Source organism: Halomonas sp. NCCP-2165, from assembly GCF_023708045.1.
GTDB lineage: Bacteria > Pseudomonadota > Gammaproteobacteria > Pseudomonadales > Halomonadaceae > Bisbaumannia > Bisbaumannia pacifica.
The window spans coordinates 62,257-86,547 of sequence record NZ_BRCY01000006.1; the positions used below are offsets into that span (position 1 = coordinate 62,257).

20 protein-coding genes are annotated in these 24,291 nt (G+C 62.2%); 19 read left to right on the forward strand and 1 reads right to left on the reverse strand.

Annotated elements, in window-relative coordinates; all coding sequences use genetic code 11:
* The first annotated feature begins 947 nt into the window (after positions 1-947).
* The 16 genes from NFU04_RS04870 to NFU04_RS04945 all read left to right on the forward strand — a co-directional run bounded on the left by NFU04_RS04870 (position 948) and on the right by NFU04_RS04945 (position 19,962).
* A complete protein-coding gene (locus NFU04_RS04870) occupies positions 948-1,937 on the forward strand; it encodes a TRAP transporter substrate-binding protein (RefSeq protein WP_251308374.1) in 990 nt (329 codons plus the stop codon).
* A 30-nt stretch (positions 1,938-1,967) separates the two neighbouring features.
* Positions 1,968-2,477 carry a TRAP transporter small permease gene (locus NFU04_RS04875; RefSeq protein ID WP_251308375.1) on the forward strand — a complete coding sequence of 170 codons (510 nt, stop codon included), beginning with the start codon at positions 1,968-1,970 and terminating at the stop codon, positions 2,475-2,477.
* 8 nt (positions 2,478-2,485) lie between these two features.
* A complete protein-coding gene (locus tag NFU04_RS04880) occupies positions 2,486-3,787 on the forward strand; it encodes a TRAP transporter large permease subunit (RefSeq protein WP_251308473.1) in 1,302 nt (433 codons plus the stop codon).
* Positions 3,788-4,113: 326 nt separating this feature from the next.
* Positions 4,114-4,872 carry an electron transfer flavoprotein subunit beta/FixA family protein gene (locus NFU04_RS04885; RefSeq protein WP_251308376.1) on the forward strand — a complete coding sequence of 253 codons (759 nt, stop codon included), beginning with the start codon at positions 4,114-4,116 and terminating at the stop codon, positions 4,870-4,872.
* Positions 4,872-5,810: an electron transfer flavoprotein subunit alpha/FixB family protein gene (locus NFU04_RS04890; RefSeq protein WP_251308377.1), complete on the forward strand. Its 939-nt coding sequence runs from the start codon at positions 4,872-4,874 to the stop codon at positions 5,808-5,810. The genes NFU04_RS04885 and NFU04_RS04890 overlap by 1 nt, the downstream gene beginning before the upstream one ends.
* Before the next feature lie 250 nt (positions 5,811-6,060).
* A complete protein-coding gene (locus tag NFU04_RS04895; protein WP_251308378.1) occupies positions 6,061-7,710 on the forward strand; it encodes an electron transfer flavoprotein-ubiquinone oxidoreductase in 1,650 nt (549 codons plus the stop codon).
* 420 nt (positions 7,711-8,130) lie between these two features.
* Positions 8,131-9,645: a Na+/H+ antiporter NhaC gene (gene nhaC / locus NFU04_RS04900; protein ID WP_251308379.1), complete on the forward strand. Its 1,515-nt coding sequence runs from the start codon at positions 8,131-8,133 to the stop codon at positions 9,643-9,645.
* A gap of 137 nt (positions 9,646-9,782) precedes the next feature.
* Entirely contained in the window at positions 9,783-10,496 is a 714-nt protein-coding gene (locus NFU04_RS04905) for an SDR family oxidoreductase (RefSeq protein ID WP_251308380.1), read from the forward strand.
* 13 nt (positions 10,497-10,509) lie between these two features.
* Positions 10,510-11,259, forward strand: a complete 750-nt coding sequence (locus NFU04_RS04910; RefSeq protein ID WP_251308381.1) for an SDR family NAD(P)-dependent oxidoreductase — start codon at positions 10,510-10,512, stop codon at positions 11,257-11,259.
* Positions 11,260-11,835: 576 nt separating this feature from the next.
* Positions 11,836-12,222, forward strand: coding sequence for a thiamine pyrophosphate-dependent enzyme (locus NFU04_RS04915; RefSeq protein WP_251308382.1), 387 nt, complete (start codon positions 11,836-11,838; stop codon positions 12,220-12,222).
* The gene (locus tag NFU04_RS04920) at positions 12,222-14,303 is read left to right on the forward strand and encodes a hydantoinase/oxoprolinase family protein (protein WP_251308383.1); all 2,082 of its coding nucleotides are present in this window, start codon (positions 12,222-12,224) and stop codon (positions 14,301-14,303) included. The genes NFU04_RS04915 and NFU04_RS04920 overlap by 1 nt, the downstream gene beginning before the upstream one ends.
* Positions 14,300-15,919 (forward strand): hydantoinase B/oxoprolinase family protein, encoded by a 1,620-nt coding sequence (locus NFU04_RS04925; RefSeq protein WP_251308384.1) that lies wholly within the window; start codon positions 14,300-14,302, stop codon positions 15,917-15,919. Before NFU04_RS04920 ends, NFU04_RS04925 begins: the two co-directional genes overlap by 4 nt.
* Before the next feature lie 180 nt (positions 15,920-16,099).
* Positions 16,100-16,918, forward strand: a complete 819-nt coding sequence (locus tag NFU04_RS04930) for an NAD-dependent epimerase/dehydratase family protein (RefSeq protein WP_251308385.1) — start codon at positions 16,100-16,102, stop codon at positions 16,916-16,918.
* Positions 16,915-18,120: an NAD(P)/FAD-dependent oxidoreductase gene (locus tag NFU04_RS04935; protein ID WP_251308386.1), complete on the forward strand. Its 1,206-nt coding sequence runs from the start codon at positions 16,915-16,917 to the stop codon at positions 18,118-18,120. The genes NFU04_RS04930 and NFU04_RS04935 overlap by 4 nt, the downstream gene beginning before the upstream one ends.
* An 87-nt stretch (positions 18,121-18,207) precedes the next feature.
* Positions 18,208-19,131: a LysR substrate-binding domain-containing protein gene (locus NFU04_RS04940; RefSeq protein WP_251308387.1), complete on the forward strand. Its 924-nt coding sequence runs from the start codon at positions 18,208-18,210 to the stop codon at positions 19,129-19,131.
* Positions 19,132-19,551: 420 nt separating this feature from the next.
* Positions 19,552-19,962, forward strand: a complete 411-nt coding sequence (locus tag NFU04_RS04945; RefSeq protein ID WP_251308388.1) for a hypothetical protein — start codon at positions 19,552-19,554, stop codon at positions 19,960-19,962.
* Positions 19,963-20,156: 194 nt separating this feature from the next.
* Here NFU04_RS04945 and NFU04_RS04950 read toward each other — a convergent pair whose 3' ends face one another.
* Complete coding sequence (locus NFU04_RS04950; RefSeq protein WP_251308389.1) at positions 20,157-21,011, reverse strand: MurR/RpiR family transcriptional regulator; 855 nt, start codon at positions 21,009-21,011, stop codon at positions 20,157-20,159.
* Between the two features lie 270 nt (positions 21,012-21,281).
* Here NFU04_RS04950 and zwf point away from each other — a divergent pair, with 270 nt between their 5' ends.
* The 3 genes from zwf (at position 21,282) to NFU04_RS04965 (ending at position 24,257) form a co-directional block, all read left to right on the forward strand.
* Positions 21,282-22,781, forward strand: coding sequence for a glucose-6-phosphate dehydrogenase (zwf, locus tag NFU04_RS04955; RefSeq protein ID WP_251308390.1), 1,500 nt, complete (start codon positions 21,282-21,284; stop codon positions 22,779-22,781).
* A gap of 89 nt (positions 22,782-22,870) precedes the next feature.
* Positions 22,871-23,539, forward strand: a complete 669-nt coding sequence (gene pgl / locus NFU04_RS04960) for a 6-phosphogluconolactonase (RefSeq protein WP_251308391.1) — start codon at positions 22,871-22,873, stop codon at positions 23,537-23,539.
* Between the two features lie 55 nt (positions 23,540-23,594).
* Positions 23,595-24,257: a bifunctional 4-hydroxy-2-oxoglutarate aldolase/2-dehydro-3-deoxy-phosphogluconate aldolase gene (locus tag NFU04_RS04965; protein WP_251308392.1), complete on the forward strand. Its 663-nt coding sequence runs from the start codon at positions 23,595-23,597 to the stop codon at positions 24,255-24,257.
* Positions 24,258-24,291: the final 34 nt, after the last annotated feature.

Sequence of the window (24,291 nt, forward strand, 5' to 3'; positions counted from 1 at the left end):
CCGGGTACACATCAAGAATAACTGGCTTATCTTAGCGTCGTGCACCAAGCGGCGAGCCACGGCGCCGCTTGCTGGCGGGACGCTTGAATGAGTCGAGGGCGGGAAGGAGGCGCGGATATGGAGCGCGCACGGCCTGAGACAGAGGACGATCGCTTGACAGGAGATATCACTAGCGGGAAAGACCCGCCCCGGCCGATGGTGTGGCGGCTGTTTGAGGGAGCCTGGTGACTTGATCCCATCTCGAATCCACTACACCCGATGGCCTAAGTATCAGATTTGACTACATGCTCGCTGGCGTAAGCTTCCAGGTGTTGCCAGTCTTCGCCTAGCTGATCGTCCCCCCTTGTCAGGCTGAAGCGGATGAAGCCTGCGTCGGTGGGGAATAGGGCCTCGACGGCATGCCCGGCACGCCGTCCTGATGGAGAAGCCTGGGGCGGCCACACGACATGCAGCTGGATGAAGTACACAAGATCGTCTATCAAGGGGCAGGGAGCCATGGCCCATAGTTAGCCGCCGATGATTACTGACTCAAGCCTTGCCAGGGTTTGATTAGTCACGGGAACGTAGTGTGATCTTGCCAACGAATTTGGACACTTCCTGGGTTAATGCTTTGAGTCGTGTGGGTAAGCAGCGTCGAAAAAATCCCTGTCAGAAATTTAAAAACCTAGATCTCATCTGTCGGTCGTCTGTACTTGGCGGTATCTACCGTTTGACTTGTGTGTTCACACGTGCCGTTTGTGTCCTCTGGTTTGTTTTTAGGGCAAGATATTCTTTCCTAATTGTAGGGTTAATTGATTTATTCCCTTTTTCGACTTCGCCAGGGTTTAAGGAGTGATGCCGCCAACCTGAAGAGCGCTGCGCTAAATACTATTCTATCAACAGCGCCCTTCGAGGTGTCGGCATCCCCCATCGCTTATTACTTCAATAACTCATAGATGGAGATTCTAATGACTTTCCTGCCCCTGTTGCGTTCCGTGACGCTGGCGGCTGCCGCTTCCCTGGCAGCTTTCCCCGCCCTTGCCGATACCACCTGGATCATGGCGTCGGGCTACCCCGAGAGCAGTTTCTTCACCCAGAACCTGCGTCAGTTCACCGAAGCCGTCGAAGCTCGCACCGATGGCCGACTGAAGATCGACCTGCGTTCGAATGACAGCTTGATCAAGCTCGATAGCATCAAGCGCGCCGTCCAGGCGGGCCATATACAGGCCGGCGAGATTCGCCTCAGCGTCTACGGGAACGAAGACGAGCTTTACAACCTCGACAACATCCCCGGAGTGGCGACCACCCTGGAGGAGGCCCGGCAGTTGATGGAAGCCCAGGCCCCCCTATTCGATGAGCGTTTCGCCCAGGATGGCATGCGCATTCTGGCCTATGAGCCCTGGCCGGGGCAGGGGTTCTATACCAGCGAGTCCATCGACTCCCTAGAGGACCTTGAGGGCATCAAGCTGCGGATCTATTCGCAGCAGACTCAGCAGTTGGGGGAGGGGCTCGGCGCCGATGCCATCATTCTGCCGTTCGCCGAGGTGCCTCAGGCCTTCGCTACCAACATGATCGAAGCCTTGTGGACCTCCGCTCAGACCGGCACCGACATCCAGGCCTGGGAGTATCTCGATGTGTTCACCTATACCGGCACAATGCACCAGAAGAATGCCGTTATCGTGAACGAGCGGGCCTTCCGCTCGCTGCCCGAGGACGTACGGCAGGTGGTGCTCGAGGAGGGCCGACGTGCCACCGAACGAGCTTGGGAGATGGCCGAAGCCGCTGGAGAGGAGCGCGTTCGGGTGCTCGAGGAACATGGCATGCAGATCGCCGAAGCCCCGGAAGATGTACTGGCGCGCATCGATGAGATCGGTGAGGAGCTGATCGCGGAGTGGCTCGAGGATGCCGATCCCGATGAGCAGGCTGTCTACCGAGCGTATCGGGCGTCGCTCGACTGATACCTTTACCTGCCACGGGAGGCTACGACGATGAGACATACTCTGGATAGGCTCTACTCGGCGGCGGGCTTTCTTGCCGCACTCTTTTTGGTCGGGATCGGCGTGACCATCGTGATCCAGTTGGGTTGTCGGATGCTGGGTGTGACCTTCGAGGCCACCGAGCTGGCCGGTTTCTGCCTGGCCGCCGCGACTTTCCTCGGTCTCGCACATACTTTCCGCGCCGGAGGCCACGTGAGGATCACCCTGACGCTGGATCGTCTGCCGCGACGTGCGCGCCGTGTCGTTGAGATCGTCAATTGCACCCTGGCCATCGTGGCCATCGCCTTCCTTGCCTGGCACGTCCTCACGCTGACGGTGCAATCCCATCGCTTCCACGATGTGAGCCCCGGACTACTGGCCATCCCGTTCTGGATTCCCCAGGCCGGGGTGACGCTGGGCATCACGCTCTTCGCCGTCGCTCTACTCGAAGAGTTGATTGGTATGTTGCTGGGGCGTGCCCCTTGCTACGACACGGATGGCGATTCCCCTCTTTCCGAGTGAGGACAATGATGGATACCACGGCACTTGCTGCAATCATCCTTGCGGTGTTCGTTTTCGGCTTTCTCGCCTCCGGGATCTGGGTATCGGTGACCCTGCTGTCGGCTGGGATGGTTATGATGGCGCTGTTCACGCCCGCCCCGATGGGGGCATTGATGGCATCGACCCTTTGGGATGCCAGTTGGAGCTGGGCGTTGACCTCGCTGCCGCTCTTCGTCTGGATGGGAGAGATCCTGTTCCGCTCCAATCTGTCACGCCACATGTTCCAAGGGCTAGCCCCCTGGGTCGGGCGGCTGCCGGGCGGACTGCTGCACGTCAACATCCTGGGCTGTGGCGTGATGGCGGCGATCACCGGCTCCTCGGCGGTGACCTGCGCGACCATTGGCAGGATGAGCGTGCCAGAGCTCAACCGGCGAGGCTACCCGATCCGTCAGACGATCGGCACTCTGGCCGGCTCCGGTACCATGGGGCTGCTGATCCCGCCCTCAATCATCATGATCGTCTACGGGGTCTCGGCGGAGCAGTCGATAGGCCGCCTGTTCATGGCTGGCATCGTGCCCGGTCTACTGCTGATCGTCCTCTATATGGGCTATGTCGCGATCTGGAGTCGGCTGAATCCGGATGGCATGCCCGAGCGGGATCAGCGCACGAGCTGGCGCAGTCGACTCGCGGTTCTGCCCCAGTTGCTGCCCTCGATCGGGCTGGTTGTCTTTGTGATCGGCTCGATTTATACCGGTATCGCCACCCCGACCGAGGCGGCAGTCATCGGCGTGATCGGGGCACTGATGCTCTCCACCCTCTACCGGACCCTGAACTGGACTAGCTTCCAAGAGGGCCTGATGGCAGCGGTCAGGACCTCGTGCATGATCTCTTTTATCATCGCGGCCGCTTCCTGCCTGTCGATCGCCGTCGCCTTTATCGATCTGCCCCGGGAGCTGGCCGGCTGGGTGGGAAGCTTCGGCTTCTCGTCTTACACCTTGCTGCTGGTGATGGCGCTGTTAATCCTCATCATGGGGTGCTTCCTCGAGGGCATTTCCATCATCGTGCTGACATCTTCCGTGATGTTGCCCCTAGTGGAGGCTGCCGGCCTCGACCTCATCTGGTTTGGTATCTTTGTCGTGATTCTCATCGAGGCTGCGCAGATTACCCCGCCCGTGGGATTCAACCTGTTCGTGATGCAGAGCCTGACAGGCGAGAACATCCTGCTCATCGCCCGGGCGGCCCTGCCGTATTTCCTGCTGCTAATCGTGCTGCTGGTCACGATCACTCTATTCCCGGCCCTGGTGTTGAGTTTGCCCGAGATGATGCGCTAGCGCGTCGCCGTTTCCCGGGGACGGGCTTGTCAGGGACGCTGCGGCGAGCCGCGACGATCAATCACTGGCGATGAAGGGAAGCGCCACTCTTACCACGGGCCGCTCGAGCGGCCCGTGGCTCTGGCTGGCTTCGTGGTCGTTTTCAGTGGCTCGTCTGAGCGGAGCACGATGACGATGGCCGTGAGCCGGCTTGGCGGTCCGGACGAGAGCATGAAAGGCTATGACAAGAAATTCTTGTGTGTCACAGCGGAATGTTGATAGAGGGGCTCTGAGCGTGTGGCTAGCATTGGCGGGGAATCCCTGGCACAGGAAGGAGTTCAAGAATAATGAAGGCTCTGGTCCCAGTTAAACGTGTAATTGACTACAACGTGAAGGTGAAGGTAAGGCCGGATGGCGAAGGGGTGGATCTCTCCAATGCCAAGATGGCCATGAACCCCTTCGATGAGATTGCCGTCGAGGAGGCGGTTCGCCTCAAGGAGAGCGGCGTCCTGGAAGAGGTCGTGGCGGTCTCCATCGGCGTCAAACAGGCCCAGGAAACCCTGCGTGCAGCCATGGCAATGGGCGCCGACCGCGCCATCTTGGTGCTGGCCGAGAGCGGTGAGGCCCAGGATATCGAACCCCTGGCGGTGGCCAAGATCCTCGCCAGGGTGGCCGAAGAAGAGCACCCGGACCTGATCATTGCCGGCAAGCAGGCCATCGACAATGACATGAATGCTACCGGCCAGATGCTGGGCGCGCTGCTTGGCTGGGGGCAGGCCACCTTCGCCTCCCGGGTCGAACTCCAGGATGGCAAGGCCAACGTGACCCGTGAGGTCGACGGTGGCCTGCAGGTGGTATCCGTGGACTTGCCCGCCATCATTACGACCGACCTGCGGCTTAACGAGCCGCGCTACGCTTCGCTTCCCAACATCATGAAGGCCAAGAAGAAGCCCCTCGAAGAGAGGACGGCCGCCGACTTCGGTATCGATCTCATGCCGCGCCTCCGGGTTATCAAGACGCGTGAGCCCTCCGCTCGTGCAGGGGGTGTCCTGGTCGGCTCGGTCGACGAGCTGGTGGGTAAACTGAAAGCTGAGGGGGTGGTGTAATGGCGGTTTTGCTGCTAGCTGAGGTGGTCGAGGGTGCGCTGGCGATCGATGCCACGGCCAGGGCGCTGACTGCCGCGAGGCAACTCGACGATGAGGTTGTGGTGCTGGTGGCCGGCGACGGCGTCGGCGAGGCTGCCGCAGTGGCGGCCCGGCTGGGTGGGGTCTCGCGAGTGATTCGCGTCGACGATCCGCGCTATGCCCATGGCCTGGCGGAGCCGATGGCCGAGCTGGTCCGTGCGATGGCCGGCGACTTCAGTCACGTAATCGCCCCCGCCACGACGACGGCCAAGAACATCATGCCGCGGGCGGCCGCGCTGCTCGATGTCATGGTGATCACCGACATCACCGCCGTCATCGACCCGGCGACCTTCGAGCGTCCGATCTATGCGGGTAATGCCCTTCAGACTGTGACTTCCAGCGATCCGATCAAGGTCGTGACGGTGCGAACCACGGCTTTCGAAGCCGCCCAAGAAAGCGGTGAGGCCTCGGTGGATGATGGCCAGGTGGTCGCAGTGTCGGACTCCTCCCCGAGTCGCTGGGTCGAGGACTACTTCGATCACAGTGATCGGCCAGTGCTGACGTCTGCTCGCGTGGTGGTGTCCGGTGGTCGAGGCGTGGGCTCCAAGGAGAGTTTCAGCGTTCTCGAACAACTGGCCGATCGTCTCGACGGGGCCCTCGGCGCGTCGCGGGCGGCTGTGGATGCGGGGTATGCCCCCAATGACTGGCAGGTCGGCCAGACCGGCAAGGTCGTGGCGCCGGAGCTCTACATCGCCTGTGGTATCTCCGGCGCGATCCAGCATCTGGCTGGCATGAAGGACAGCAAGATCATCGTCGCCATCAACAAGGACGAGGAGGCCCCGATCTTCCAGGTGGCCGATTACGGCCTGGTGGGCGACCTCTTCGATGTCGTTCCCGAGCTGACCAAAAAGCTCGGCTGACGATGCCAAGACGGGCCACGCCTGGCGTGGTCCGCACCCCCTCGGGGCGCAGACGATCATTTCCTGGCGATAAAGCCGTGGCGCCTCGATCCCACCTCGAGTCATCAAGCGTGCCTCCGGTACCGGGGCTCCATCGAGTCGGAGTGCCTCGTTCGCCGGGGCGACGCTTCACGGGCGACTTAAGTAAGGCTATCGCCCCCGACTCGCGGATAACAGGCTTCCAAAGACTCCCAACAAGAAGGGGGAAGGTATGACCGATCCTCAGCGAGAATCGATGGAATGTGACGTGCTCATCGTCGGGGCCGGACCCGCGGGGCTGTCGGCATCCATCCGCCTCAAGCAACTGGATGGTGATCTCAACGTCATCGTTCTGGAGAAGGGCTCTGAAGTCGGGGCTCACATCCTTTCCGGCGCCGTGCTGGATCCGGTTGGCCTGGAGGCGTTGCTACCCGACTGGCGTGAGCGGGGCGCTCCGGTATCCGTTCCCGTGACCGATGACCGCTTCTATGTGCTGAGCGAGACCGGGAAAACGCGGCTGCCTAACTGGGCCATGCCGCCATCAATACACAATGAGGGCAACTATATCGTCTCGATGGGCAACGTCTGCCGCTGGCTGGCCGAGCAGGCCGAGGCGTTGGGTGTCGAGGTGTTCCCCGGGATGGCCTGCTCCGAGCTGCTCTATGGTGCCGATGGTGAGGTCAGTGGCGTGGTGGCCGGAGAGTTCGGCAAGCAGTCCGACGGCACACCGGGGCCGGCCTACGAGCCCGGCATGGAGCTTCACGCCAAGTACGTCTTCCTGGGCGAGGGAGTGCGGGGCTCGCTCTCCAAGGAAGTGATTAACCGCTATGGACTCTCCGAGGGACGTGAGCCTCAGAAGTTCGGCCTCGGCATGAAGGAGATCTGGGAAATCGATCCCGCCAAGCATCGTGAGGGGACGGTGATCCATGGCATGGGGTGGCCGCTGGGCGACAACGCCGGTGGCGGCGCTTTCCTGTACCACGGCGAGAACCACCAGGTCTTTCTCGGCTTCGTGGTTCATCTTAACTATAAGAACCCGCACCTCTATCCCTACATGGAGTTCCAGCGTTTCAAGCATCACCCGATGGTGGCGGCGCTGCTGGAGGGCGGTCAGCGCGTGGCCTACGGGGCGCGGGCCATCTCGGAGGGCGGCTGGCAATCGATGCCCAAGGCGGCTTTCCCCGGCGGCGCCCTGCTGGGCTGTTCGGTGGGCCTGGTCAACGTGCCACGTATCAAGGGCAACCACAATGCGATGCTGTCTGGCATGGCGGCCGCGGAGGCCGCCCATGAGGCGATCCAGGCGGGTCGGCAGGGCGATACCCTGACGGCCTATGAACAGGCTCTGCGTAACGGTCCGATCGCCGACGACCTCAAGCCGGTGCGTAACGTCAAGCCGTTGTGGACGCGCTTCGGCTGGAAAGGCGGGTTGGTGCTGGGGGGGATGGAGCTTTGGTTGCAGCGGCTGTTGGGTCGCTCACCGTTCGGCACGCTCGGTCACGGCGGAAGCGATGCCGAGGCCACCGGCAAGGCGGTGGACCATGCGCCGATCGACTACCCCAAGCCCGACGGCAAGCTCTCCTTCGACCGGCTTACTAGTGTCAGTTACGCCATGACAAACCATGAAGAGCGTCAGCCCTGCCACCTGAGACTTGCCGATCCGGATATTCCCGTACGTCGTAACCTGCCCGACTTCGCCGGGCCATCCGCCCGTTACTGCCCGGCAGGCGTCTACGAGTTCACCGGAGAGGGCAGCGAGACACGATTCCAGGTCAACTTCGCCAACTGCGTGCACTGCAAGACCTGCGACATCAAGGATCCCGTGCAGAACATCACCTGGACCGTGCCTCAGGGCGGCGATGGTCCCAACTACCCGAATATGTGATGACGATGGCAAGTATTTCTTGTGGGTTTCGGGTGTCTTCTTCGCTGTCCGGGGCATGTCGATATGGCAGCCTGGCTCGTAGTGCAACGGTGTTTGGAGGCCATGGCGATGGAGGAGACGCATGGGGGGCTGGTCGGAGGTGCCTGGCGCCAGGCCGAGCACGGGCAGGGACGCTCGAAGTTGGCCCTGGTGGAGCGCCTGCGAGAGCCGGTCGAGGGTCAGTCGATGCCCTGCATCAAGCAGGCCGTTGACCCTCAGTGAATCATGAATCCCGGGGTCGGTACGGTTTCCGGGTGATCTCGACCTTGGGGGTGACCATGAGTGAAATCCTGATCGTCAAGGAGTCGATGGTGAACGTTTAATGAGGTAGAGAATTTTTCTCGTGAGACTATTCAACAATAAACAATCGAGAGGTGGGTTATGAGTAGTATTGCTTCTAACCAAGACAAGAAACAGATATCACTGTTTATGGCCATCGTGCCTATCGTTTTAACGCTTTCCCTTCTGATAATACAGATATTCATCTTTCATGGGGATCCGCATATCCCATTAGTGATCGGTGTGGCGATCACCGCGACCATTGGCTTGGGCCTTGGCTTGAGTTGGAAGGAGGTTGAGGAGGGGATGATCCATGCGGTCAAGCCGGCGATTCCCGTCATCGGCATACTGATGACGATAGGAATGCTAATCAGTACCTGGATCGCCGCCGGTACCGTCCCCTACCTGGTCATCGTCGGTGTCGACCTGATCTCGCCACTGTTTTTCCTGCCGATTGCTTGCCTTATCTGCTCCATTGTGGCCCTGCTGACGGGAACTTCCTGGGGGACGACCGGTACGATTGGCCTCGCGTTGATCGGCATCGGGGAAGTACTTGGCGTGCCGGCCGCTTATACGGCGGGGGCCGTCATCTCGGGGGCCTTCTTTGGTGACAAGATCTCTCCGTTGTCCGATACGACCAATGCCGTCCCTGTCATGGTGGGAACCGATCTCTGGACCCATATTCGCAATATGCTTCCCTCCACCGTGCCGGCCATGCTGATCGCCTTCATTGCCTATGCTGTGATCGGCTATGGTGCAGTAGATGAGCAAGCGAGCCTGGCTCGGGTGACGGAAATAAAAGACGCCATCAATGGATTCTTCAACCTGAACTTGGTGCTTTTGCTTCCGGCCATCGTGACGGGGGGAATGTGCTTCAAGAAAATGCCGGCATTGCCTGGAATGTTCTCCGGGGTCCTGGTGGGCGGCATCGTGGCACTGTTCGCGCAGGGTATTTCTATCGGAGCGCTCTTTGATGCCATGTTGAATGGCTATCAGGTCCAGACCGGCATGGAGTATCTCGATGCTCTTCTTAGCCGAGGCGGCCTGATGTCGATGATGTATATCATTTCCCTGATGATCATCGCGCTGATGTTCGGGGGCCTGCTGCTGAAAATCGGCAGCATCGAGAGAATCGTCATTGCCATCGTGTCCAAGCTCAACACCCGGGGCAAGCTGGTGACGGGGACGGTATTGACGTCACTTGGACTCACCGGGGTCAGCGACCAATGGGTGGCCTATACCATTGCGGGACAAGCCTTCTCTCCTGCTTTCCGAGGGCAGGGGCTGTCGACCTCCAACGTCTCCCGCATCGTGGAAGACACGGGGACGCTGTGTGCCCCGCTGTTTCCCTGGACGTCTGCGGGCCTCTTCATCGCCGGCGTGACCGGCGTGCAGACGATTCTCTATGCTCCGTTCGCCTTCGCTTGCTGGCTGAGCCCGCTTTTCGATCTGCTGTGGGGATGGACGGGATGGTTTGTTCCCAAGGCAACGCCTGAAGACCTTGCGCGATGGGAAGAGAACGAAGACCCCGTCCTGGTGGACGGCGAGTGGCAGTCTGGCAAGGTCGACTCGGAACTGGCCGACTATATCCACGATGTCTCACGCTCGCGCCTCTAAACAGGTGTCGCAATGAACGGCCTGTTACGGTGTGAAATGGCGGCATGTGTTCGATGTGAACAAGCCGCCTAGGACAGGCGAAGCGATGGCGGCCCCCATGAGGGCCGCCATTGGGTGATACGGCAAAGGAGGCGGCCATGAGCAAGGCGTTAGTGACGGGGGCTACCAGCGGCGTGGGTCATGCCATCGCCATCGAGCTGGCGCGGCAGGGGCACCAGGTGATGGCCTTGGGGCGCAATGCCGAGGTGTTGGCACGGCTCCGGCACGACCACGGGATCACTCCGGTGGCCGCGGACCTGACCGACCGCGAGGCGGTGCATCAGGCGTTGGATGCGGTGGAAATCGACATCCTGGTCAACAACGCGGGCATGATGCCGCCGCTGGGGGCGTTTCAGGATGCCGATCCGGTGGATACCGAACGGGCCATTACGATCAATTTCAGTGCCCAGGTGGCGCTGACGCACTTGATCGTTCCGGGCATGTGCCGGCGCGGCCATGGGCATGTGTTCTTCACCGGCTCGACGGCGGGGCATACCGCCGTGGCCAAGATGGCGGTCTATTGCGCCACCAAGGCGGCAATCGGCAGTTTCGCCCAGGCCCTGCGGCTCGATGTGGCCGACCATGGCGTGCGGGTCACCGAGATCGTGGCTGGTCGTATCGAGACCAATCTCTACCGCGACATCCTGCCGGAAGACACACGCGCCGCCATGTATGCAGGTCATTCGGCGGTACAACCGGAGAATGTGGCCGAGATGATCAATGCCGTGCTGGCGATGCCAGCGACGGTAGATGTCTCGCGCTTCGATATCGTGCCGACTCGGAAAGTGGCTGCTGCCGGTCAACAGAAATAGGGAGCTGATCAAGATGAAAGGCTTATCAATCGTCGTCGTCGGTGGTGGCGCGGGGCTGGGTGCCCTGATCGCGGAAATGGCGGTGGAGGCCGGCGCCGCCGCACTGGGTATTATCGACCTGAACCCCGAGGCGGCCGAGGCGGCCTTGGCCCCGGCCAGGGAGAAGGGGGTGCCGACGGCATGGACCAGTTGCGACATTCGCCATGGTAAGGCGGCGAGAGAGGCATTCAATGAGGTTGCCGAAGCCCTGGGGCGCGTCGATACCTTGATCAACTCCGCAGCGATCTTCCCGCGCAAGCCGATGCTCGAGATTACCGACGACGACTGGGATGCCCTCAACGGCGTCAACGTCAAGGGCACTTACCACATGGCGGTGGCTGCGATTCGCCATATGCGTGAGCAGCCTCCTCTCGACCGGGTGCGCGGACGGATCGTCAACATCACCTCGGTAGATGCCTTCAAGGCGCATCCTCAGAATGCTCACTATGCCGCCACCAAGGCCGCGGTGGTCAGTCTCACGCGCAGCTTTGCCCAGGAGGTGGCGGCGGACGGCATCCTGGTCAATTCCGTCGCGCCCGCTGGCATGGCCACGCAGCAGGCCAGGGAGCAGGGGTTCCTCGACGAACTGGCCAAGGCCAGCCCGCTCGGCCGGGGCGGCGAACCTCGGGAAATGGCGGAATGGGTGCTGATGGCGGGAGGGCCGAAGAACACTTATATGACGGGGGAGAACATCATCGTGTCGGGCGGCTACATCTATGCTTGATGTCCCGCGTTTTGAACGCTCGGCTTTCCCGGCAATGGCCGTGTGTCGATAGGTGACGAGCCGCACTGGCGTTCGCGGTCACATCGACAGACGCTAGACGCCCGTTACGCATGAGGCATGACCATAGGTCACGCCTGATGTTGTCTGAGCCCTTCGGCAGCCCGCTCCCTCTGGAGCGGGCTGTCTTCACTTCTGTTCCGAGGCTGTTTGCCCATCCGCGATCACCCAAAAGCGAGGCTGGGGGCACGCGGCGATGGTTCTCCATTGCGACGGTGCAACCCCCGATGGCCTAACTCCATCGGTCAGTTCTACTTGATGGATAACCGACTGTTTTTCCCGCTGTAGCCCCGAAAGGCCTGTGGATGAAGAGCTTTAGGAACTCTTTAAGGGCAAGAAAAAATTGTCAAAGGGCGGATTTTCTTGATTTCTCCGCTTCCCGCCTCGGGCGCATGATCTAGTGAAACGAAAATGATCGGGTAGCGCCGTGTGATGGCGATCGAAGGCCGATTGATTTCCTGGTTCGGGTTGCCTGCAAGGCACGGTTTTATGACAGCGAATCACAAAGGACAAGAGCACATGATGCGCAACGGAGGACAGTTACTTGTCGACAGTCTGTTGGCGCTGGGGGGCAGCGTCATGCAGGCCGGGGCTCAGCCCATCGTGCTGGTCCTCAACAATGGCATCTACGGCACCATTCGTGCCCATCAGGAGCACCACTATCCGACGCGGGTCGTCGGCACCACCATGGAGCAGGACCCGGATTTCGTCACGCTGGCGCAGGCCTATGGCTTTCATGCCGAACGCGTCGAGCAGACGGACGATTTCCCGGCGGCCTTCGAGCGCGCGCTGGCGTCTACCAGCGGCGCGCTGCTCGAGTTGACCATTTCCCTCGAAGCGCTAACCCCTCGCCAGACGCTCAGCCAGATGCGTCAGGCGTCCCTCGACGCAAAGGACTTCGTATAATGACAAATCAAGATATCCGTTTGGGTGCCGATATCGGTGGCACCTTTACTGACATCGCCTTGGACGTGCGCGGCACGCTCTACTCGACCAAGGTGCTGACCAACTACACGGCCCCCGAGCAGGCCATCCTGGATGGGGTGGAGATCGTCACTCGCGATGCCGGCATCTCGGCGTCGGACATTGACATCATCATCCATGGCACCACGCTGGCCACCAACGCCCTGATCGAGCGGCGCGGTGCCAAGACGGCCTTGGTGACTACCGAAGGCTTCCGGGACGTAATCGAGATGCGGACCGAGAACCGCTTCGAACAATATGACCTGGACCTGGTGCTGCCGACGCCGCTGATCTCCCGCGAGGATCGTTTCCCCATCGCCGGTCGTATCGGGGCCCAGGGCCAGGAGCTGGCTCCGCTGGACGAGGAGGCCCTAGAGCGGTTGGCCGATACCCTGGTCGAGCGGGGCTATGGGGCGGTGGCCATCGGCTTCATCCACTCCTACCTCAACCCGGAGCACGAAAAGCGTGCCCGCGAGATCTTGTCGCGCAAGGTATCCGTGCCGATTTCGATCTCGGCCGAGGTGTCGCCGCAGATGCGCGAATTCGAGCGCTTCAATACCGTCTGTGCCAACGCCTATGTGCGTCCGCAGATGGCCGATTATCTGTCGCGCCTCCAGGATCGACTCAAGGAGATGGGCGCCGGCTGCCCGGTGTTCATGATCCATTCCGGCGGTGGCCTGATCACGGTAGAGACGGCCTCCGAGTTCCCGGTGCGCCTGGTCGAGTCAGGCCCCGCGGGCGGCGCCATCTTCGCCGCCGACGTCGCCAACCGTTTTGACATCGACAAGATGCTGTCCTACGACATGGGGGGCACCACCGCCAAGGTCTGCCTGATCGACGACTTCCAGCCGCAGACCGCCCGCACCTTCGAGGTCGCGCGCACCTACCGCTTCTGCAAGGGCTCTGGCATGCCGATCTCGATCCCGGTCATCGAGATGATCGAGATCGGGGCCGGCGGCGGTTCCATCGCTTCCGTGGATGCCATGGGACGCATCCAGGTCGGTCCCGAGTCGGCCGGTTCCGAACCCGGTCCGGCCTGTTACCAGCGCGGCGGTGAGCGCCCGGCGATCACCGATGCCGATCTGGTCCTCGGCAAGCTGGACCCGAACAACTTCGCCGGTGGCAAGATCAAGCTGTCGGTCGACGGTGCCCGAGAGGCGATTAGCCGCGACGTCGGCAACAAGCTTGATCTGGATGCCAAGGCTGCGGCATTTGGCATCTGCGAGATGGTCGACGAGAACATGGCCAATGCCGCTCGAGTGCATACGGTCGAGAACGGCAAGACCATCGATGAGTACGTGATGACCGCCTTCGGTGGGGCCGCGCCTCTGCACGCCGCTCGCTTGTGCGAGAAACTGGGCGTGTCGCGTTGCCTGATCCCGAAAGGTGCCGGCGTCGGCTCCGCGATTGGCTTCCTCAAGGCCCCGTTCGGCTACGAGGCCCTGGCGTCCAACATCATGAGCCTGTCGTCCTTCGATCCCGCTGCCCTCAACAGTATGCTCGGCGACCTTCGCACTACGGCCGAAGGCTTCGTACGGGCAGGAACCGACGGCGAGGTACTCTGCGAGGTGACCGCCTTCATGCGCTATGCCGGCCAGGGCTGGGAGATCCCCGTGACTCTGCCCAACCGGGATTTCACAGAAGCGGACAAGGAGATGATCGAATCGCGCTTCCGAGAGCGCTATGCCCAGTTCTTCGGTCGCGCGATTGAAGGGCCAGAGATCGAGTTCGTCACCTGGTCGATCAAGGCACAGGACGAACGTCCCGAGCCGACCAAGGTTGCCCTCGAGCACCACGGCCAGCCCGTCGAGGCCGAGACGCATCGGGATGTCTTCGACCCGGCGAAGGGCGCCTATCTACCGACCGCGATCGTACCTCGCGACACCCTCCAGCCGGGGGCGCGAGTCGCGGGTCCGGCTGTCATTGTCGAGCGTGAGACCTCGACCATTGTGACGTCCCCCTTCGATGCCGTCGTGCAGAACGATGGCGCCATTCTTCTTGTTCGTAAAGGGTTTGTGGCATGAGCGATATGGACGAAATCCGTTTGCAGGTGATGTGGAACCGGCTGATCTCGGTGGTCGAAGAGCAGGCCATGACGCTGTTGCGTACGGCCTTCTCGACCTCCGTGCGCGAGGCGGGTGACCTGTCCGCTGGTGTCTACAACGCCAAGGGCGACATGCTGGCCCAGGCGGTGACCGGTACGCCGGGCCACGTCAACACCATGGCCGAGGCGGTCATGCACTTCATCGCCGAGATTCCGCGGGAAGAGATGTATCCCGGGGACACCTACGTCACCAACGATCCTTGGAAGGGCACCGGCCACCTGCACGACATCACCATGGTGTCGCCGTCCTTCAAGGGTGACGAGCTGATCGGTTTCTTCGCCTGCACCGCCCATGTGGTGGACATCGGTGGCCGTGGCTTCGGCGCGGATGGCCAGTCCGTGTACGAGGAGGGCGTCCAAATCCCGATCATGAAGTTCGCCGAGCGCGGCGAGGTCAACCAGGACCTGCTCAAGATCCTGCGCCTCAACGTGCGCGAGCCCAACCAGGTCATCGGTGACTTCTACTCGCTGGCGGCATGCAATGATGTGGGCCACAATCGCCTTATTTCCATGCTAGATGAGGTGGGGCTCGAGAACCTCGACCGCCTCGGCGACTTCATTCTGTCGCGTACGCATACCGCGATCATGGAGCGTCTGGCCGACCTGCCGCGGGGCGCCTGGTCGAACGACATGCTGACCGACGGCTACGACGAGCCCGTCAAGCTGGCCGCCGAGGTCAGCATCGGCGAGGCGGGACTGAACGTCGACTTCACGGGCACCGATGCCATGAGTCGTTGGGGGATCAATGTTCCGCTGATCTACACCAAGGCCTACGCCTGCTATGCGCTCAAGAGCGTGGTCGCCCCGGATATTCCCAACAACGCCGCGTCATTGGCGGTATTCAGCGTCTCTTCGCCGACCAACATCCTGAACGCCGAACGTCCGGCGCCGGTCTCGGTGCGTCACGTGATTGGCCACATGGTGCCCGACCTGGTGCTGGGGGCGCTGGCCCAGGCACTGCCGGGCAAGGTGCTGGCCGAGGGGGCTGCGGCGCTGTGGAACGTTCATATTTCGGCTCGCCCCGCCGGCAACGCCGAGGGCCGTCGCGCCGAGGTGCTGATGTTCAACTCCGGTGGCATGGGCGCGCGCCCGACCCTGGACGGTCTCTCGGCCACCGCCTTTCCCTCTGGCGTGCACACCATGCCTATCGAGGCCACCGAGCACACCGGGCCTATCGTGGTCTGGCGCAAGGAGCTGCGGCCCGATTCCGGCGGTGACGGCAAGTATCGGGGGGGGCTGGGGCAGATCATCGAGATCGCGCCGGCGGATGGCCATGAGTTCAACTTCTCGGCCATGTTCGATCGAGTGAACGCCGCGCCCCGCGGCCGCGACGGCGGCGCCGATGGCGCGCCCGGCAAGGTGTCGCTGGACGATGGCACCAAGCTGCGTCCCAAGGGCTGGCAGCACGTGCCGGCAGGTCGTCGCCTGGTGCTGGAGCTGCCGGGTGGCGGTGGCTACGGCGATCCGGGCGAGCGGCTGGCCGAGGAGCGCGACGCGGACCGTATCAAGGGCTATGTCACTGAGGGTCAGGCATGATCTCTATCGCCGATCGTCTGGCGGTAGTGAAGCCCTCGGCCTCCATGGCCGTTTCCCTGGCCGCCAAGGATCTGGCGGCCACCGGGGGCGACGTGATCGACCTCGGAAGTGGTCCTCAACGAAGCGATTGCTCGCATCGCGGCGGCGATCGCCAAACTCGAACGATAGGAGGCCAATCTGATGGCGAAACCCTACAATCGTATCCTGATCACCGGTGCCGCCGGGCGCCTAGGTAGCGAGTTGCGCAAGGGGCTGGCGCCGCTGGCCAACCACCTGCGACTGACCGACCGGGTCGAGATCGCCGACCTCCAGGATCATGAAGAAGCCCTGGTGTTCGACCTTTCCGATGAGACCGCGGTCCTCGACGCGACCCGTGATGTCGACGCCATCGTGCATTTTGGTGGTGCCCCGCTTGAGCGGCCCTGGCAGGACATTCTGGATTCCAACATCCGGGGCTCCTACCACATCTACGAGGGGGCGCGTCAGCATGGCGTCAAGCGTGTCGTCTATGCTTCCTCGGTGCATGCCATCGGCTATCACCAGATCGATGATCACATCGATTGCGATGCCCGGCCACGTCCGGACAGCCTATACGGGGTGTCCAAGAACTTCGTCGAGTCGCTCTCGAGCCTCTACTGGGACAAGTTCGGTATCGAGAGTGCTTGCGTCCGCATCTTCTCGTCCTTCCCCGAGCCGGCCGATCGCCGCATGCTTTGGTCCTGGCTGTCATTCGACGATTGCGTACGCCTGGTCAAGGCCTGCCTGACCGCGCCGCACTTGGGCCACACCATCACCGCAGGCATGTCCGATAATAAGGTCAAACCGGTCAAGATGGACAATGCCGGTCACCTCGGCTATGTGCCGCAGGATAGCTCCGAGCCCTATCGCGAGGCGCTCGAGGCCAAGACCGCCCCGACTGATCCGATGGACCCTTCGACCCGCTGCATCGGTGGCTGGTTCGTCAACCTGGGCCATCCCGACGACGAGGAGACAAAATGAAAGAGCAATATGATGTCGTGATCGTGGGCGGAGCCGTCATCGGCTCCTCCATTGCCTACTTCCTCGCGGCGAATCCCGACTTCGACGGCTCGATCCTCGTCGTGGAGCGCGATCCGACCTATGTGACTGCGGCAACCTCGCTATCCTCGTCGGCGATCCGCAATCAGTTCTCGAACCCGATCAACGTCAAGATCAGCCAGTTCGGCACCGAGTTCATCAAGCAGTTTGCCCAGACCATGAAGGTCGGCGATGACGAGCCGGACCTCCACTTCCACGAAGGTGGTTACCTGTTCCTGGCTAGCACCCCCGATCAGGTGCAGACCCTCAAGGAGAACCACGACGTCCAGCGCGCCTGTGGCGCGGATGTGGTGCTGTGGAACCGCGATGAACTGGCGGAGGCCTTCCCGCATCTGCGGGTAGAGGATATCGAGCTGGCCTCTTATGGCCGCTCCGGTGAAGGCTGGTTCAACAACACTGGCATGATGCAAGGCTTCAAGGCGAAGGCGCGTGCCCTGGGGGCCGACTATGTCAAGGACCAGGTGGTCGGCATAGAGCGCGAGGGTGATCTCATCACTGGTGTGAGGCTTGAATCGGGAGGCACTGTCCGGGCGGGCACCGTCATCAACGCCTCGGGCACGCGCGCCTCGCTGACTGCTCGGATGGCCGGACTCGACATTCCCGTCGAGCCGCGTAAACGTACGCTGTTCGTCTTCGATTGCGCCCAGACGCCGGAAGGCACGGCCAGGGTCAACCAGGGGCGTTTGCCGCTGATGATCGATCCCTCCGGCGTGTTCTGTCGTCCCGAGGGTCGGTACTTCCTGTCCGGTTGTCCGCCGATCGAGGATCCGGCGGTCGACTGGGATGACTTCGATCCACGCTACGATGAGTTCGAGGAGGTCATCTGGCCAACCCTGGCGGAACGCTCTGAGGCCTTCGAGGCGATCAAAGTCATCAACCAGTGGGCAGGGCACTACGACTTTAACACCCTAGATCACAACCTGGTGGTGGGGCGTCACCCGCAGGTGCGCAACTTCATCTTCGCTAGCGGCTTCTCGGGTCACGGCTTGCAGCAAGCACCGGCCACAGGTCGGGCAGTTTCCGAGCTGATTACCTACGGCAGTTATCGGACTTTGGATCTGTCAGAGGTCGGCTACGAGCGCATCCTCGAGAATCGGCCCTTCCTCGAGAAGGCGGTCATCTGATGCTCCGTGTCCCGTCGCCCAAGGCGGGGCACAAGTGACATCAAGACTGTATAATCATCCGTTGGCACATGAGGAGGGAAACCGAACATGACGGTACGTAATATTCGTTTACCTCCACTCAACTCCCTGAAGGTGTTTTGGATCGTAATGCGCCACGGCAGCTTCAGGGGGGCAGCGGATGAACTGTTGATCAGCCCCCAGGCCGTAAGCCAGCAGATTCGCCTGCTGGAGGACATCCTGGGGGTGCCCTTGTTCGAGCGCAAGGCGCGCGTCATCGAGCCCACCGAGCAGGCAATGATATTGTCTCCTTTCGTGCAGGCGGGTTTTGACGAGCTTAGCGAGGGGGTCAACCGGATCACGCGCTCGACCTACCGCAATCGTATCAACATCAATGTCAGCCCGTTCTTCGCCATGCGCTATCTTATGGAGCGCCTGAACCGCTTCTGCGACAAGCTGCCGGATGCTGACCTGCGTCTTACCACCATGGTGAAGCTGCCCGATTTTGCTGCCGATGAGGTGGATATCTCCATTCAGTGGGGCTTCGGACAGTGGGGCGATTACGATGCTACTCTGCTGGTTAAAGACCCTAAGATTATTTGCTGCTCCCCAGAAGTTGCCGAAAAAATTGATACGGCAAAGGACCTGACACGAGTTCCCTTGTTGCACCCAGTATTAGCCCGTAACTTGTGGTCAAGTGTGCTTTCCTACCTTGGGTTGGGGGAGCATGAGCCTAGTAATGAAATCCAGTTCCAAGATGCCGCCACAATGCGCAGGGGAGCTATTTCCGGACTTGGCGTGGGGTTGATCTCCAAGATCGATGCTATGGATGACCTTAGGGTTGGGCGATTGGTCGCCCCGTTGGGGATTGATGCTTTGGCGGGCATGCCAGAAGAAGAGGTGCCGGGGTTCTATGTTGTTTTGCCGCGTGCTCATCGCCGTGTCAATATCGTCAACAGTTTCTGGGAGTGGATCACTTCCGAGGACTGGGATGATGAGAGTGTGGTGGGGTGAGCTAGTAATCCTTTTGTTTTTTAGAAGAGTCCTCTAAAAAGCATATGCGTCGATAAAGCCTATGAGGGTGCCGATCCAGAAGCGATCAAGAAGTGGCATTCTGAAAAAGACGTAAAAAGCGATGCGCTCATCCTGAAAGAGATCAAGAGATTCCGGCGAAGCAGGGGACAAATCCGTCGTGATGCCCGATCGAATCATCGGTTGCCCCCGCGAGGGGGGCATCGACTACCTGGAAGGGAAAGCAAGTCCAACCTGCCCTTTATGGAATGGACGAGACCGCTGGACGGGAAAGAGGGGTTATCAGAGGTGCATTGGGTCTTCCTTCACCCTGCCTGCGTTTTCAAGGTAGGGGGATAGGGATTCACCCTATTGCTTTTATCCGCCGAAGGCTTGGCGTTATAAATCAAGGAATAGCAGATCATGGAAGTCGTGGCTCAGGAAGAAATCTCGGGATGCGGCATCGCCTCGGTTGCCAATATTCTTGGGAAGTCCTATGCGGAAATAAAGGCCATGGCAAACGCCATGGGCATCCATGCCGAGGATAAATCGCTGTGGTCAGACACCCGGTATGTAAGAAGGCTGCTGGCCAGCGCCGGGGTCGAGGCCTCTGCCGGTGAGACTCCCTTCGAGTCGTGGAGCAAGCTGCCCGATCTGGCCTTGCTGTCTATCAAGCACCACCGGGAGGAGGGGAGAAACTTCTGGCATTGGGTGGTATTCAAGCGCCTGGAGGGGCAGGCCGTGGTGCTGGATTCGGCCGGTTACCTTCCCTCGAATATCCGCACGGACTTCGATGAGATGCAGCCAAAATGGTTTATCGAAGTGAAGCAGTAAGGTCCTTCGCACTTCGGCGTAAGACCATCACACCTCATCCTGGCCAAGTCCCAGGGCGCCTGCGGCGCCCAATCGCGAGGGAGCCCGGGGCGCCGGACCGCCTCGCTCCCACAAAACCCATGGCCACCCTACCTCGGTGCCAGTAAGTCATAGGCAAGCTTGGTCTCTCGGCGCTGAGTGACCCCGCTCCGGCCCTACTGGGCCGGGTAGCGGGTCGCTTGGAGGGAGTCCTTGATCTTCTTCAGGTGGCCGAGGAAGTCTTCGCCGCGGCGCAGGGTCACGCCGGTGGCCAGCACGTCGATCAGCGCCAGGTGGATCATCCGCGAGGTCATCGGCATATAGACGTCGGTGTCCTCCGGGGTGGTGACCTCCAGGGTCTCGGTGCACTCCTTGGCCAGGGGGGAGGCGGGGGCGGTGATGCCGAGCACCACGGCGCCGTTCTCCCGGGCCAGGCGGGCGATCTCCACCAGTTCCCGGGTGCGCCCGGTATAGGAGATGATCACCACCACGTCGCCGGTATGGCAGGCGGCGGCCACCATGCGCTGCATCAGCACGTCTTCGTAGGCCATCACCGGCAGGTTGAAGCGGAAGAACTTGTGCTGGGCGTCCTGGGCCACCGGGCCCGAGGCACCGAGGCCGAAGAAGTGGATCTGCTTGGCCTGGATCAGGTAATCCACGGCGCGCTCGATACGTCTGGCGTCCAGGGCGCGGCGGGCATCGTCGAGCGCGGCCACGGTGGCGCCGAAGATCTTGTCGCCGTAGTCGGCGGCGCTGTCGTTGCGCTCCACGTTGCGGCTCACATAGGGGGTGCCGCCGGCCAGGCTCTGGGCCAGCTTGATCTTGAAGTCCGGGTAGCCCTTGGCGTCGAAGTTGCGGCAGAAGCGGTTGACCGTGGGTTCACTGACCGAGGAGGCCTGGGCCAGGGCGGCGATGCTCATGCCGGTCGCCGAGGCGGGGTCCTGGAGGATGACGTCGGCGACCTTGCGTTCGGAGCGGTTAAGCTCATCGAGGCGGGCGCGGATGCGTTCGATCAGGTCATGGCTGGCCATCGTGGGTCGCGTTCTCTCTGCTGGCTTGGGGCGGTGATTGAGACGTTGAGGCGCGGCCCTGTGACTCGGGCTCGGGCGCGCTATCATGTAGTTATTTCACTACATTGTCTGGCACTATCCTAGACGGTCACTCCTTGGGACGCTAGGCATGGACGCCGGGGAGGCGATCGGGGGTGACACTTTGGTTGTAAAATTACTTAAAATAGTTGCCATTACTGGCATGAATAACGTATTTTTTAGGTAAGTTAACCATTTTCCAGAGGGTGCGGCATGACCCAAGAGACCCGTTCCGTCGCCTCGGCGACACCCAGCGTCGATCTGGCGATGTTCGGCGCACTCGGCGACCTGGCCCTGCGCAAGCTGTTTCCGGCGCTCTATCACCTGGAGCGGGAGGGGCTGCTGGGCGAGACCACCCGCATCCTCGGCCTGGCCCGCCAGACCCTGGAGACCGCGGCCTTTCGCGACAAGGTCACCGCGGCGCTGAAGACCCACCTCAAGGGCGAGACCCTGGACAAGGCCTGCCTGGCTCGCTTCCTGGAGCGGCTGGAATTCCTTAGTGTCGACTTCGCCAAGCCCGAAGGCTATACGACCATCCGCGACTGGCGGGGGCAGGCCCCGGACGCTCGCCCGCTGATGATCTACCTGGCGGTGCCGGCGAGCATCTATGGCGCCATCTGCCATAACCTCAAGGCCGGCGACTGCCTGGACGACAGCGCCCGAGTGGTGGTGGAGAAGCCGATCGGCTATGACCTGGACTCCTCCAACGCGATCAACGACGCCATCGGCGCCGTCTTCCCCGAGTCGCGGGTCTATCGCATCGACCACTACCTGGGCAAGGAGACGGTGCAGAACCTGATCGCCCTGCGCTTCGCCAACCCCCTGTTCGGCACCCAGTGGAACCAGAACCATATCTCCCATGTGGAGATCACCGTGGCCGAGAAGGTGGGCATCGAGGGGCGCTGGGGCTACTTCGACCAGGCCGGCCAGCTGCGCGACATGGTCCAGAACCATCTGCTGCAGTTGCTCTGCCTGATCGCCATGGACCCGCCCTCCAACCTGGATGCCGACGCTATCCGCGACGAGAAGGTCAAGGTGCTCAAGGCCCTCAAGCCCTTCACGCCGGAGGTGCTGGAGCGGGACGTGGTGCGCGGCCAGTATATCGCCGGCTCGGTGGATGGCCAGAGCGTGCCGGGCTACCTGGACGAGGAGGGCGCCAATACCACCAGCCGCACCGAGACCTTCGTGGCCATGAAGACCGAGGTGGCCAACTGGCGCTGGGCGGGGGTGCCCTTCTACCTGCGCACCGGCAAGCGCATGCCGGAGAAGCTTTCGCAGATCGTTATCCATTTCCGCCAGCAGCCGCACTATATCTTCGACCCGGACCAGCGCGGCCTGGCCAGCAACAAGCTGATCATCCGCCTGCAGCCGGAGGAGGGCATCGCCCTGCAGGTGCTGACCAAGGACAGCGGCCTGGACAAGGGCATGCGCCTGCGCCCCGGGCCCCTGGACCTCGATTTCAACAGCGCCTTCCCCAAGTCGCGGATTCCCGATGCCTACGAGCGCCTGCTGCTCGAGGTGATGAAGGGTCAGCAGTACCTGTTCGTGCGCCGCGACGAGGTCGAGTATGCCTGGCGCTGGATCGATCAGCTGATCGGCGCCTGGGAGGCCCGGGACGACGCGCCGCGGCGCTACCCGGCGGGCTCCTGGGGACCGGTGGCATCGATTGCGATGATTACCCAGGATGGCCGTAGCTGGTATGAAGACTATTAAGGGCGGCCGATGGCCCCCTGGGGCCGTCGGCTCTCTCCAGACCGCCATGATCACCCAGGACGGCCGTAGCTGGTACGAGGATTACTAAGATGAGCAATCTCTCCCGTGAACATCTGGCCGCGCAACTGGCCGAGGCGGTAGCCGAGGCGCTGCGCGAGGACCTGAGCCGCCAGGAGCGGGCCCTGCTGGTGGTCTCCGGGGGCTCGACCCCCAAGCCCTTCTTCGCGGCCCTGTCCCGGGCGGAGTTGCCCTGGGAGCGGGTCGACGTGACCCTGGCCGACGAGCGCTGGGTGGCCGAGGACGCCGCCGACAGCAATGCCCGCCTGGTCCGCGAGACCCTGCTGCGGGGCCCCGCCGAGGCGGCCAATTTCGTGCCTTTGACCTGTGACGCCGCTACTCCCGAGCAGGGCGTGGCGGAGGTGGCCGAGCGCCTCGCGGCGCTGAGCTGGCCGGCCAGCGTGGTGATCCTCGGCATGGGCGGCGACGGCCATACCGCCTCGCTGTTCCCCGACAGCCAGGAGCTGGGGCTGGCCCTGAGCACCGCCGAGCCCCTGGTGGCGGTGCGCACCCCCAGCCAGCCCCAGCCGCGCATCACCCTGAGCGCCGACCGCCTGCATCAGGCTCGCCGCCACTTCCTGCACCTCAGCGGCGAGGACAAGCGCAGCGTCCTGGGCCGAGCCCTGGCCGGTGACGACGTCCGCGAGCTGCCGATCCGTGCCTTCCTGGCCTGCCCCCTGGCGATCTACTGGGCGCCCTGATTTTCCGATTTCCCGGCCGGGTATGCCTCGCCCGCCCCGATGTGGAGTTTTCACTATGACCATCGATAAACAGCTGCCTTCCACCCGCACCACCGAGATCGACAGCATCTGCCTCAAGGCGGAGGTGATCCCGGTGATCACCATCGAGCGCCTCGAGGACGCCGTGCCCCTGGCCCGCGCCCTGGTCGAGGGCGGCCTGACGGTGCTGGAGGTGACCCTGCGCACCGACTGCGCCCTGGACGCCGTGGCGCGCATGAAGGCAGCGCTGCCCAAGGCCAGCATCGGCGTCGGCACCGTGCTGACCCCGGCCCAGTATCGCCAGGCCGAGAAGGTCGGCGCCGACTTCGTGGTCACCCCCGGCGCCACCGAGGCCCTCTACCGTTATGGCGTGGAGAGCCCGGTACCCATGCTGCCCGGCGTGGCCACCGTCTCCGAGCTGATGACCGGCTGGCAGTACGGCTACCGTCGCTTCAAGTTCTTCCCCGCCGAATCCAGCGGTGGCGTCAAGGCGATCAAGGCCTTCGGTGCGCCGATTCCCGAGGCGCGTTTCTGCCCCACCGGTGGCATCACCCTGGACAACGCCGGTGACTACCTGGCACTGCCCAATGTGATGTGCGTGGGCGGTTCCTGGCTGACCCCCAAGGCCCTGATCGAGGCCGAGGACTGGGACGGCATCCGCGATCTGGCCCGCCAGGCCGCCGAGCGCTTTCACCACTGAGACTCTGTACCGCTTCTCTCTCGACAGCCCGCTC

Coding starts and splice junctions, on each gene's coding strand:
- NFU04_RS04915 (WP_251308382.1), top strand. CDS start 11,836: ATGATGCGCAACGGAGGACAGTTACTTGTCGACAGTCTGTTGGCGCTG.
- NFU04_RS04920 (WP_251308383.1), top strand. CDS start 12,222: ATGACAAATCAAGATATCCGTTTGGGTGCCGATATCGGTGGCACCTTT.
- pgl (WP_251308391.1), top strand. CDS start 22,871: ATGAGCAATCTCTCCCGTGAACATCTGGCCGCGCAACTGGCCGAGGCG.
- zwf (WP_251308390.1), top strand. CDS start 21,282: ATGACCCAAGAGACCCGTTCCGTCGCCTCGGCGACACCCAGCGTCGAT.
- nhaC (WP_251308379.1), top strand. CDS start 8,131: ATGAGTAGTATTGCTTCTAACCAAGACAAGAAACAGATATCACTGTTT.
- NFU04_RS04880 (WP_251308473.1), top strand. CDS start 2,486: ATGGATACCACGGCACTTGCTGCAATCATCCTTGCGGTGTTCGTTTTC.
- NFU04_RS04910 (WP_251308381.1), top strand. CDS start 10,510: ATGAAAGGCTTATCAATCGTCGTCGTCGGTGGTGGCGCGGGGCTGGGT.
- NFU04_RS04935 (WP_251308386.1), top strand. CDS start 16,915: ATGAAAGAGCAATATGATGTCGTGATCGTGGGCGGAGCCGTCATCGGC.
- NFU04_RS04925 (WP_251308384.1), top strand. CDS start 14,300: ATGAGCGATATGGACGAAATCCGTTTGCAGGTGATGTGGAACCGGCTG.
- NFU04_RS04895 (WP_251308378.1), top strand. CDS start 6,061: ATGACCGATCCTCAGCGAGAATCGATGGAATGTGACGTGCTCATCGTC.
- NFU04_RS04870 (WP_251308374.1), top strand. CDS start 948: ATGACTTTCCTGCCCCTGTTGCGTTCCGTGACGCTGGCGGCTGCCGCT.
- NFU04_RS04940 (WP_251308387.1), top strand. CDS start 18,208: ATGACGGTACGTAATATTCGTTTACCTCCACTCAACTCCCTGAAGGTG.
- NFU04_RS04965 (WP_251308392.1), top strand. CDS start 23,595: ATGACCATCGATAAACAGCTGCCTTCCACCCGCACCACCGAGATCGAC.
- NFU04_RS04905 (WP_251308380.1), top strand. CDS start 9,783: ATGAGCAAGGCGTTAGTGACGGGGGCTACCAGCGGCGTGGGTCATGCC.
- NFU04_RS04885 (WP_251308376.1), top strand. CDS start 4,114: ATGAAGGCTCTGGTCCCAGTTAAACGTGTAATTGACTACAACGTGAAG.
- NFU04_RS04945 (WP_251308388.1), top strand. CDS start 19,552: ATGGAAGTCGTGGCTCAGGAAGAAATCTCGGGATGCGGCATCGCCTCG.
- NFU04_RS04930 (WP_251308385.1), top strand. CDS start 16,100: ATGGCGAAACCCTACAATCGTATCCTGATCACCGGTGCCGCCGGGCGC.
- NFU04_RS04875 (WP_251308375.1), top strand. CDS start 1,968: ATGAGACATACTCTGGATAGGCTCTACTCGGCGGCGGGCTTTCTTGCC.
- NFU04_RS04950 (WP_251308389.1), bottom strand. CDS start 21,011: ATGGCCAGCCATGACCTGATCGAACGCATCCGCGCCCGCCTCGATGAG.
- NFU04_RS04890 (WP_251308377.1), top strand. CDS start 4,872: ATGGCGGTTTTGCTGCTAGCTGAGGTGGTCGAGGGTGCGCTGGCGATC.